Source organism: Sphingorhabdus sp. (assembly GCF_044239005.1).
Lineage (GTDB): Bacteria > Pseudomonadota > Alphaproteobacteria > Sphingomonadales > Sphingomonadaceae > Sphingorhabdus_B.
Genome location: NZ_JBIICH010000001.1, coordinates 39,689 through 51,051, shown reverse-complemented (window position 1 = coordinate 51,051; position 11,363 = coordinate 39,689). Strand labels below are relative to the sequence as shown.

Annotated in this window: 6 protein-coding genes and 1 pseudogene; 2 read left to right on the top strand and 5 right to left on the bottom strand. The window is 56.7% G+C overall.

Annotation, left to right across the window (positions count from 1 at the left end; all coding sequences use genetic code 11):
- Both ACILQA_RS00215 and acs read right to left on the bottom strand, forming a co-directional pair.
- Positions 1-937: CaiB/BaiF CoA transferase family protein (locus ACILQA_RS00215; protein WP_395627864.1), on the bottom strand; the 937-nt coding region annotated here is incomplete at its 3' end.
- Positions 938-1,058: 121 nt separating this feature from the next.
- Positions 1,059-3,011 (bottom strand): acetate--CoA ligase, encoded by a 1,953-nt coding sequence (acs, locus tag ACILQA_RS00210; RefSeq protein ID WP_395627863.1) that lies wholly within the window; start codon positions 3,009-3,011, stop codon positions 1,059-1,061.
- Positions 3,012-3,183: 172 nt separating this feature from the next.
- Between acs and ACILQA_RS00205 the strand changes: the two are divergent.
- Positions 3,184-3,291 (top strand): annotated as a pseudogene (locus ACILQA_RS00205) (short-chain dehydrogenase); the annotation flags it as partial.
- Positions 3,292-3,294: 3 nt separating this feature from the next.
- Here the strand turns inward: ACILQA_RS00205 and prfB are convergent.
- The 3 genes from prfB to ACILQA_RS00190 all read right to left on the bottom strand — a co-directional run bounded on the left by prfB (position 3,295) and on the right by ACILQA_RS00190 (position 8,144).
- Positions 3,295-4,422, bottom strand: coding sequence for a peptide chain release factor 2 (prfB, locus tag ACILQA_RS00200; RefSeq protein WP_306063984.1), 1,128 nt, complete (start codon positions 4,420-4,422; stop codon positions 3,295-3,297).
- 148 nt (positions 4,423-4,570) lie between these two features.
- Positions 4,571-7,087 (bottom strand): penicillin-binding protein 1A, encoded by a 2,517-nt coding sequence (locus ACILQA_RS00195; RefSeq protein WP_395627862.1) that lies wholly within the window; start codon positions 7,085-7,087, stop codon positions 4,571-4,573.
- Between the two features lie 82 nt (positions 7,088-7,169).
- Complete coding sequence (locus ACILQA_RS00190) at positions 7,170-8,144, bottom strand: N-acetylmuramoyl-L-alanine amidase (protein ID WP_395627861.1); 975 nt, start codon at positions 8,142-8,144, stop codon at positions 7,170-7,172.
- A gap of 483 nt (positions 8,145-8,627) precedes the next feature.
- Here ACILQA_RS00190 and ACILQA_RS00185 point away from each other — a divergent pair, with 483 nt between their 5' ends.
- Positions 8,628-11,273, top strand: coding sequence for a ribonuclease E/G (locus tag ACILQA_RS00185; RefSeq protein WP_395627860.1), 2,646 nt, complete (start codon positions 8,628-8,630; stop codon positions 11,271-11,273).
- Positions 11,274-11,363 lie beyond the last annotated feature (90 nt).

Here is an 11,363-nt window from a genome sequence, read left to right as displayed (position 1 = left end):
CCGCCTCAACATAGTCGAGCACCGGCGTTACGCATGCGTCGGTGCCGGCAAAAATCGCTTCCCAAGCATCACGCGTCTTGGTGGCGAACACATCCTCCAGCATTTCATGCTGCTTCGCGAATGCGGCATGGTCATGCTGTGCACCGTAGGCCTCACGATCGATGGGCAAACGTTCCATCATCGCGGCAAAAAATTGTGGCTCGATGCAGCCAACCGCCATGAACTTGCCATCGGCCGTCATGTAGCAGCGATAAAATGGCGCGGCACCGTCGAGCAAATTTGCCTCACGCTTCGTCCGCCATTGGCCAAGGCCGGCCATGCCGTGGACAAAGCTCATCAGGCTATGCGTGCCATCGACAATCGCGGCATCGACGATATTGCCACGGCCCGTCTGCGCACGCTCAATGATTGCAGCAAGGATGCCGTTGACGAGGAACATGGAACCGCCGCCAAAATCACCGATCATGTTGAGCGGCGGAACGGGCGGCTGACCGTCTTTGCCAATCGCGTTCAATACGCCGGTCATACCGATATAGTTGATATCATGACCCGCCATCTGGCTCCATGCGCCGGTCTGTCCCCAGCCGGTCATGCGGCCATAGATCAAGCGCGGGTTAATGGCGTGACAGACATCGGGGCCAACACCCATACGCTCGGTCACGCCGGGCCGCAGACCTTCGATAAGGACGTCGGCAGTTGCGACAATCTTTAACAGCGCCGCGACAGCTTCCGGTTTTTTCAGGTCAAGAACCATCGACCTTTTGCCCCGCGCATCAATCGCCTTGGGAACAATCGAGCCGCCGGGCCGGTCAATCACAATGACATCAGCGCCCATGTCAGACAGCAGCTGGCCCGCATATGGCCCCGGTCCAATTCCAGCGAGTTCAACGACCTTAATGCCTTTTAAGGGACCCGTTTTTGCTGGAGAATCGGTCATGAAGCTTTTCCCAATATGGCGCATTTAATCGCGCGATTAACGCGTATCTGTTAAGGTGTCGCGGCACTTGACGCAAGCGTCAAGTAAAGGCGAACGCCGGAATTCTAACGCTTTGTCGACGTCACTGGTTTTGCCGTCCCGCAATAAGCGCATCGACAACATTTGGGTCAGCAAGCGTTGACGTATCCCCCAGCGCACCAAAATCATTTTCGGCAATCTTACGCAATATGCGCCGCATGATTTTGCCCGATCGCGTTTTGGGCAGTGCAGTGGTGAAATGGATATGATCGGGCGACGCAATTGGTCCGATTTCAACGCGCACCTGCTGCCGAAGTTCCGCGTGAAGTTCGTCCGACGGCTCTTCCCCGACATTCAGGGTTACGTAGCAATATATGCCCTGCCCTTTTATATCGTGCGGAAATCCAACGACGGCTGCCTCTGCGACCTTGTCGTGCAGCACGAGCGCGCTTTCCACCTCGGCAGTGCCCATGCGGTGGCCCGATACGTTAATGACGTCGTCAACGCGGCCCGTGATCCAGTAATAGCCGTCTTCATCCCTGCGGCAGCCGTCGCCTGTAAAATATTTGCCTGCATAGGTCGAAAAATAGGTCTGCACGAAACGGTCATGATCGCCATAGACGGTGCGTGCCTGCCCCGGCCAGCTGTGCGTAATGCACAAATTACCCGATGTTGCGCCGCCAATATGTTCATCGGCAAGTACGACGCCTTCATTATCCACCAACTGCGGCTGAATGCCAAAGAAAGGCCGCCCTGCGCTGCCCGGTTTCATGCCATGCGCACCGGGCAAGGTTGTGATCATCACGCCGCCCGTCTCTGTCTGCCACCATGTGTCGACAATGGGCAATTTCCCTTCGCCCACCGTTGCGTGATACCAGCGCCAAGCTTCGGGATTGATGGGCTCACCCACCGTACCCAGCAAGCGCAGCGACTTGCGCGAGCGCGCCAGAACCGGCGCATCGCCATCGCGCATCAACGCGCGCAATGCCGTTGGCGCCGTGTAGAATATGTTCACCTGATGCCGGTCAATAATGTCCCAGAAACGCCCGCTATCGGGATAGCTTGGAATGCCTTCGAATATCAGGCTGGTGCCGCCATTTTGTAACGGCCCATAGACGACATAGCTGTGCCCTGTGACCCAACCAATGTCGGCGGAGCAAAAGAAGACCTCTCCGGGACGATAGTCAAAGACATAATGAAATGTGCTCGCGGTCCATACCGAATAGCCACCGACGGTGTGCAGCACACCCTTTGGGCTGCCCGTTGATCCTGAGGTATATAATATGAACAACGGGTCTTCGGCGTTCATGGGTTCGCAAGGGCAATCATCCGACGCGCCAAAGTCGTGATACCAATGGTCGCGGCCAGCCTGCATCGCAACAGGTTCGCTTGTGTGCTGCACAACCAAAACGGCATCGACGCCGTCCACTTTTGTCAGCGCCACATCAATATTCGCCTTTAACGGCACCGACTTGCCACCGCGCAACGCCGTGTCTGCGCAGACCACAAACCGGCTCCCGCAATCTTCTATACGTCCAGCAATCGCCTCAGGCGAAAAGCCGCCAAAAACAACGCTGTGCACCGCGCCGATCCGTGCGCAGGCGAGCATCGCAACCGCGCCCTCAACGCACATGGGCATATAAATTGTAACGCGGTCCCCTTTGCCAACGCCAAGGGTCTTGAGCGCGCCAGCCATGCGCTTAACCTCTGCCAGCAGTTCGGAATAGGAAACCCGGCGCGCATCTTTGGCCGGGTCATCAGGCTCAAAGATAAAGGCGATCGCGTCGCCCTTCCCCGCGGCAACATGGCGGTCAACGGCGTTGTGGCAGAGGTTCAATACACCGTCTTCATACCATTTGATCGACACGGGGTCGAACGACCAGTTGCCAATTTTCGTCGGCGGCGTGAACCAATCGATCCGCTTGGCTTGCTCCGCCCAAAATGCATCGGGCGCGCTGATGCTTTGCGCATACATAAGGTCATAATCTGCAGCGCTGCATTGCGTGTTACGGGCAGCCGTCTCGGGAATTGGAAACCAGTCCTGATGCTCACTCACTTGCTCTCTCCCGTAACGCTGTTAATCCTTGTGGCCTGCTTAATTGGAGTAGGTCCAGTGATTCAAGGCTAAAGAGTGCAAACGCCCTTCACACGGCTCAGATAGCCGCCACACAGCGATGCAGTGGTCAAATATCCTTTGAATACAGGAAACGTACCGAATTGGCGGCGTTGCAATTGCCCTGATGCTCGCGTCCGATGACGCCACCTATATGACCGGAAGCGAAGTGCATCTGGACGGCGGCCTATTGGCGGGGTCTTCAGCGTCTCCGGGCGACTAAGCGTCAATCAACATCGTCGACGGAAACAGCCTCGCCTGTCACGCGCTGGGCCAATGCGGCGGCGATGAAATTGTCTAGGTCGCCGTCCAGCACATCGCTGGGTGTTGGCGACGTCACGCCGGTGCGCAGGTCTTTCACCATTTGATAGGGCTGAAGCACATAAGAACGGATTTGGTGGCCCCAGCCGATTTCGGTTTTGGCCGCATATTCGCCCGATGCGACTTCTTCACGCTTGCGAAGCTCCGCCTCGTACAAGCGCGCCTTCAACATGCCCATCGCGGTTGCGCGGTTCTTGTGCTGGCTGCGATCATTTTGGCTGGCCACGACGATGCCGGACGGTTTGTGGGTAATACGCACGGCGGAGTCGGTCGTATTAACGTGCTGCCCACCTGCGCCTGACGCGCGGTAGGTGTCGATCTTCAAATCGCCTTCGTTGATTTCAATGTCGATATTGTCATCAATGACAGGATAGACCCAAACGCTGGAGAAGCTGGTGTGGCGCTTGGCGGCGCTGTCATAAGGCGAAATGCGGACAAGACGATGGACGCCGCTTTCTGTCTTGGCATAGCCATAGGCATTTTCACCTTTGACCAGCAACGTCGCCGACTTGATTCCGGCCTGATCACCGGCCTGATAATCCACCATTTCGACTTTATAACCGCGCTGTTCGGCCCAGCGATAATACATGCGCTGTAGCATTTCGGCCCAATCCTGGCTTTCCGTGCCGCCTGCGCCAGCGTGAATTTCGATGAAGGTATCATTGCCATCGGCCTCGCCCGACAGCAGCGCCATGACCTTGTCCTTGTCGGCACGATCCGCCAACGCCTTAAGCGATGCGGCACCTTCGTCGCCCAGCTCTGCATCGCCTTCCATTTCGGCAAGCTCAATCAGTTCGACCGTCCCGCTCTTGTCGGCGTCAATTTCGCGCACGGTGCTGATGGCGGCATCAAGGCGGCGGCGCTCGCGCATAACCTCTTCAGCGGCTTTGGGATTATCCCACAAGGTCGGGTCTTCCACCTTTGCGTTCAACTCATCAAGGCGGCGCAATGCGCGGTCCCAATCAAGCGACATCTTGACCAGGTTAAGGGCAGCATCAATGCGGGCAACATAGCCTTCTGCGTCGGCGCGCATGGGGAAACTCCACGGGAATGAAAAATGTCAGGCGCGGCCTTTAACCGAAACGCCCGCGAAGTCAAAGCCAGCTAATTGCGCGAACGTTCTTCGGCTTACCAAATTGGCGCCCCAATATAGGACGAAACGCCCTATATTGGGCGAATGTTTAGTATATCCCGCCCTCTTGCTGGATAAACTCCTGATCGCGTTTTGTCCCGACGCTGGTGCTCGCCGATGTCGACGATCGCGTTGCACTATTGGACTGCGCCTCGGATGCTTCCTTGGGCTTGTCTTCGCGGGCCGCTAGCTCCTCTTGGCGAATGGAGCGCTTCGGTTCGGTCTCGGCCTTGAATGCTTCCCAAATCACCGCGCTCATGGGGTCTCTGCCCGGCCAAGCGCCATAGACGCGCTTGCCGCTCTTTCGGTCGATGCGCACCAGCCGGGTTCCCGCGGGCGCGATAAACGGTGTCTTTGGCATGCCGGCCATCGCGGACCGCGCAAATTGTTTGAAGATGGGGGCTGCAAGTGAACTACCCTGCGCATAGCCACCCATATTCCGCGGCTGATCAAAGCCCAAATAAAGCCCTGCAACCAGATGTGGCGACCCACCAATAAACCATACGTTGGTGGGGCCAGTTGTCGTGCCGGTCTTGCCAAATAACGGGCGATCCAGTTCGCGCAATGTAACCGCCGTGCCGCGTTCAATGACGCCTTCAAGCATGTGGACGACTTGATACGCGGTAATTGGGTCCATGACCTGCTTACCCGCAGCAGCAAAGCGCGGCATGGGCTTCCCGTCCCAATCCTTTGCGCGGCAGCCCTTGCAAGGTTTCCATTTGGCCGGAAAAATGACTTTGCCTTTCCGGTTCTGCGCAAAATCGATGAGCGTCGGCTTCAATTCGCGGCCGTGATTGACCAGCATCGAATAGGCATTGACCATCTTCAGCACGGTCGTGTCACCCGCGCCCAAGGCATAAGAAAGATAATCCGGATAATCGCCGATGCCGAAATCGCGGAAGGTGTCGGTCACATTGTCCATCCCCGATTCCGCGGCAGCACGCACCGTCATCAGGTTGCGCGATTGTTCAAGCCCCCAACGCATCGTTTGCGGCCCTGCACCATTACCGGTGAAGTTCCGGAAGCATTTTTGGCCGAGCGATGCCCCTTGCCACACGCAATATGGTCCATCGACGATGATGGATGTCGGCGTCATGCCGTTATCAAGCGCCGTCGCATAGACGAATGGCTTGATCGTAGAACCTGGCTGACGTTGCGCCTGTGTTGCGCGGTTAAAGCTGGAAATTCGGTTATCAAAACCGCCTTGGATCGCCAAAACGCGGCCATTCAATGGGTTTTGCACCACCATGCCGCCGCCGACTTCTGGAACGCTGCGCACGGCGTAGCTATTCGTACCATTGGGGGCGACAGCGATAACATCGCCGGCTTTCATCGCCGATGGCGCGCCGTCTAACTGCGCAATGCTGCCATCAGCAAAGCCCACTTTGCCTTTGCCCAAAGCAACACCAGCGCGCCATTGGGCGTAATCAATGGCAATATTGGTCGCTGCAAATCGTGACGCCCATTTGTCATCCGACACGTCAATCGTGCCCATATTGGCTTTCCACGCTTTGCCAGCGTTATAACGCAGCAAACCGTCGCGCAGTGCTTGGGTCGCAAGTATCTGGTAATCGGCGTTCATCGATGAACGTACCCACAGACCGCCTGAATAGACGCTATAGGGTCCGTCGGCATCGGTTTCACCAAAGCGCTCAATGAGCTGGCGGCGTACTTCTTCCGCGAAATAACCGCCGACATTTTTATATCCGGTACCGCGCTGGGCAACAAGGCCAAGCGGCTGGGCACGGGCGGCCACGAGTTGCGCGTCCGTGATCCATTCATTCTTGCGCATTTCGCCCAGCACCCAGTTGCGACGGGCAATGGCAAGCTGTGCGTTCTTTGCGCGACCATAACGTTCTGGCGCCTTGGGCAAGATGGCGAGAAAGGCCATTTCATGCAGCTGAAGCTGATCAACGCTTTTCGCGAAATAGGCCTGCGCGGCGGCTTCCACGCCGAACGCCTGCCGACCGAGCGCAATTTCATTGAGGTATAGCGACAGGATCTGCGGCTTGGTCAGCGCGCTTTCAATACGCTTGGCCAAAATCGCCTCTTTGACCTTGCGGGTGTAACTATACTCGTTGGTCAGCAAAAGGTTTTTGGCGACCTGCTGCGTTATTGTCGACGCACCGCGCGAGCGTTTGCTGCTGAAAATATTGTCAAAAATCGCCGAAACGATACCGGGATAATCGATACCGCCATGGCTGAAGAATGTTTTATCTTCTGCCGCGAGATAGGCCCGGACCAGTAATTTGGGGAAGTCGGCATATTCCAGCTGAACGCGCCGTTCGCGGGCGTAGCTGTGAAATGGTTCTCCATTAACGTCGCGTACCACCGTTGGCAGCGGCGATTCATATTCGATCAATGCCTCTGCATCGGGAAGATTGCGCGCAAAAAGCACCCAAAAGAGCATGAGAAACAGAACAAACGCGCCAACCCCGTAGGTAGCGCGCCGAAAACGTTTGCTTTGCCACCAGACCTGCCACTTGCCGATAAATCCTTCGGCTTCGCGTTTCAGCCTGTAGCTGATAGCAGTTGGCTCTTGGGTGGTTGGAGACGAGTTATCCATTATCGGCCCTCTCTAGCCGATTTGCCGGACAGGTCCAGAATCTTGTTCTGCAACTTGGCGCGATTTTTATCGCACCCGATGATTATCGGGCCACGATCCTGCGTGCAAAGTGGACCTGAATGGCATTCGCCACAGCCCGGGCGACTTTTTGACGTCCGGTCGATGATGCCAGAAAGCTGACATCGGATGCATTGCTCAGATAACCCGTTTCGAACAATACCGACGGCGTATCTGGCGCATTGAGCACAATAAAGGACGCAAAGCGGTGCGAATTTCCACGGATACGCATGTTCGGCGTTGCCTCACGCAGCAACAGCTTTGCGAAATCAGCAGACACATTCATGGTCTCGCGCTGCGTCAGGTCAATAAGGATTGACGATACATTGGCATCAGCACCGCCCAGATTAACGCCGTTGAGGATGTTCGCCTTGTTTTCGCGGGCAGCAAGCCGCTGCGCCTCGCGATCGGACGCAATTTCGGACAGCGTATAAACGGTGCCGCCGCTGGCTTGCGGATTGTCGGCGCTGTCCGCGTGAATAGAGATGAACAGGTCGGCATTCAGCTTGCGTGCGATCTGATACCTGTCCTGCAGCACGATAAATTTATCGCTGTCCCGCGTTAACGCAACGCGGACACGGCCGCTTTTGAGCATTTCATCACGCACCGCTTTAGCAATTGCCAATGTGACGTCTTTTTCGCGCTGCCCGCCATGTGGACTGATGGCGCCCGGGTCATGGCCGCCATGCCCTGCATCAATGACGACAAGGGGTAGGCTTGCGTCCGCAGGGCCGCTTATTTTCGGTCGGCCTTTGCCGACGTTCGAGCGAATGGGTGCGGTCACTTGGTAACGCCGCTGTGGTGGTTCAGAGCGAAATGCCATTGATGGCGCGATTTGGGTTGTTCGCGGCCCTACTATCCCCTGCACCGAAACGTGCTGAATGGCTCCGCCAATCGCGGGGGACGCGAAAACCGGCAAGGTGGCAAAAAGCGCAGCAGCGCGTATATAGTACTTAGGGCTTCTAGCCCTTGCCCTCGTCCAGAAAATTTTTTCGTCCACGCCCCGGCTCCGCCTACCTGATGAATGGAGAGTAAGGGGTGGGCGGGTAAACGCTGGTGTCCAGACGAGGTTAATGGCGCATTAAGGCTAAAAACCGGTTTTTCCGTCCATAATAGCAAGCTATTTCGCGCGATGCCCTTGCCGACAACCCGTAGGAGTGCTAGCGAATAGCTACAGGGAATTTCTTTTGATCTTCCCGCCAATCCGCCTTCGGTTCTTTTCCGCTCGGCACATTAACAGGTTGACGCTGCATGAGGCATGATATTTCCACCAACGCCGCCCGCACAGGGACTGGCGCATGGGCTGGAAATCAAGCGCGCGCGATACACGCCCGCCATGCACAAGCAGCAGACGCAATTCATACATTCCCACCATATCGCTTTGCCGACAGGAACGCTGTGCGTCCCGTCTGGCATTGCATCAACAATAAAGCGAGCGGCCTTTGGCTGACAACCGGGCGCCATGCTCGCTGGAGTAATATCAATGACAACGCGTATGCTAATCGATGCGCGGCACCGGGAGGAAACCCGGGTCGCAGTCGTCACAGGAAACCAGATTGAGGAATTTGATTTTGAATCGGCCGAGCACAAGCAGCTCAAAGGCAACATCTACCTCGCAAAAGTAACAAGAGTTGAACCCTCGCTTCAAGCGGCTTTCGTAGACTATGGTGGCAATCGCCACGGCTTTTTGGCGTTTGCCGAAATCCACCCCGATTATTACCAAATCCCACGCGAAGACCGCGAGCGTTTGTTGGCTGAAGAAGCCGAAGCCGCCGCGGAAGAAGCTGCGCTGCGTGAGCAGGAAGAGGAAGAAAGCGACGAGCCTTCGGACATCATGCAGGGTTCTGCAGAACGCGAAGACGACGTTACCGACCTGATTGAAGTCGATAGCGACGACAGTGTCGACACCATCGACATGACCGAGGGCGAAGAACCCGACCTTGGCAGCAATGGCGACGATGCGTCAGACGAAGGCGAAGGCGAGCGCGGCGAAAACGGCCGTAACAACCGCCGTCGTCGTGGCCGTGGTGGCCGCAATGGCGAAACCCGCGCACCAAAGGCCAGCGACGAAGTCCGTGCAAAGCGCATGAACCTGCGTCGCCGCTACAAAATTCAGGACGTCATTCATCGCCGTCAGGTTTTGCTGGTTCAGGTTGTGAAGGAAGAGCGCGGCAATAAGGGCGCTGCCCTGACGACGTATCTCAGCCTTGCCGGTCGTTATTGCGTTCTGATGCCAAATACGTCGCATGGCGGCGGTATCAGCCGTAAAATCCACAGCGCGGCGGACCGTAAGCGTTTGAAGTCGATTATTTCGGACCTGACGTTGCCATCCACTATGGGTTGCATCATCCGCACCGCCGGCCTTGCGCGCACGAAGCCTGAAATCAAGCGCGACTTTGATTATCTCGCGCGCCTTTGGGACGAAATTCGTGAACGGACGCTTCGTGGTGCAGCACCGATGCTGATCCACACCGACAGCGACCTCATCAAGCGTGCCATCCGTGATATCTATAATAAGGACATTGACGAGGTCTTCGTCGAGGGGCCTGACGGATATAAAGCCGCCAAGGACTTCATGAAGCTGCTGATGCCAAGCCACGCAAAACGTGTGCAGCATTATGCAGACCCGGTTCCGCTTTTCCAGCGTTACCATGTCGAAGATCAGCTGAACGCCATGTATCAGCCCATCGTCCAGTTGAAGTCAGGTGGCTATATCGTCATCAACCCGACCGAAGCTTTGGTATCGATCGACATCAACTCAGGCCGTTCGACCAAAGAACATGGCATTGAGCAAACCGCGCTTTCCACCAATTTGGAAGCTGCACGAGAGATTGCTCGTCAATTGCGCCTGCGCGACATGGCTGGCCTTGTCGTCATCGACTTCATCGACATGGAGCATCATTCGAACGCCCGTAAAGTCGAGCGCGCGATGAAGGAAGCTTTGAAACACGACCGTGCCCGTATTCAGGTCGGCCGTATTTCGAGCTTTGGTTTGATGGAAATGAGCCGCCAGCGTTTGCGCACCGGCGTGCTCGAAGCATCCACCCGCGAATGTCCGCATTGTGAAGGCACTGGCCTTGTCCGCACAGCATCATCTGCTGCTTTGTCCGCCCTGCGTCTCATCGAAGATGAAGCGGCAAAGGGTCATGGCAGCCAGATCGTTCTGCAGGCGAGCCAAGAAGCCACAATCTACTGCCTCAACAACAAGCGTGCCGAACTGGCCGCGATTGAAGAGCGCTACCACGTCCGCGTGCTGATTGTGCCCAATGGCGAAACCGAAGGCGCAAAGCTTGCCGTATCAAGCTCCGGTCCACGTCCAGAGCGGCCAGCCGCGCTGCCGCCGATTATCGACATCGAAGAAGATGATATCGACGACGAAATCGACGATTTCGACGACGAAGTCGAAGCCGAAGAGGCTGAGCGCGAACCACGCCGTACGCGCGAAGAGCGCCCACGCGAAGAAGGCGAAGGTGGTGAAGGCCGCAAGCGTAAACGTCGTCGTGGACGTCGTGGTGGCAAGGGTCGTGATCGCGATGGCCGTCCGGAAGGCGAAGATGCTGTTGCGGGTGAAAACAACGCTGCAGATCGCCCAGAAGGCGAAAGCAACGCCGAAACAGTCCAGACTGACGGCGATGTCGAAGGCGAAGCCAAGCCAAGGGCCCGTCGTGGTCGCCGTGGCGGCAGAGGCCGTGATCGCGACCGTGAAACGGGTGCAGGTGAAGCAACAACCGAAGCCCCAGCAGCAGCTGAAGCGGAAGTTGCTGAAGCGCCTGTCGAAGCACCCGCAAAGCCAAAGCGTGCAAGCCGGGCAAAGCCAAAGGCTGAAAAGGTCGTTGTAGAAGCAGACGCACCGGAAGCAAAAGCAACTGAAGCCCCAAGCGCTCCAGAAGAAGCACCTGTTGCCAAAGCAAAGGCGCCCGCAAAGCCACGCAGCCGTGCAAAAGCACCGGTAGCTGAAGCTGAAGCGGTAGCTGACGAAACGGCGGAGGCTCCAAAGGCCAAAGCCAAGGCGCCACGCAAGAAAGCCGCTGCCAAAGATGTTGCACAGGATGTAACATCAACAACCGAAGCTGGTGGAGCGGACGATGGCCCACCCCGTTCAGGTTGGTGGCAACGCACGTTCGGTTAAACCCGATTTACTGTTTCCACATAGCCCCGCCGGTCATGGACTGGCGGGGTTTTGTTTTGCCCAACTTCTTCATTGCGCGTTCATCCAGTT

Coding starts and splice junctions, on each gene's coding strand:
- prfB (WP_306063984.1), bottom strand. CDS start 4,422: ATGCGCGCCGACGCAGAAGGCTATGTTGCCCGCATTGATGCTGCCCTT.
- ACILQA_RS00195 (WP_395627862.1), bottom strand. CDS start 7,087: ATGGATAACTCGTCTCCAACCACCCAAGAGCCAACTGCTATCAGCTAC.
- ACILQA_RS00185 (WP_395627860.1), top strand. CDS start 8,628: ATGACAACGCGTATGCTAATCGATGCGCGGCACCGGGAGGAAACCCGG.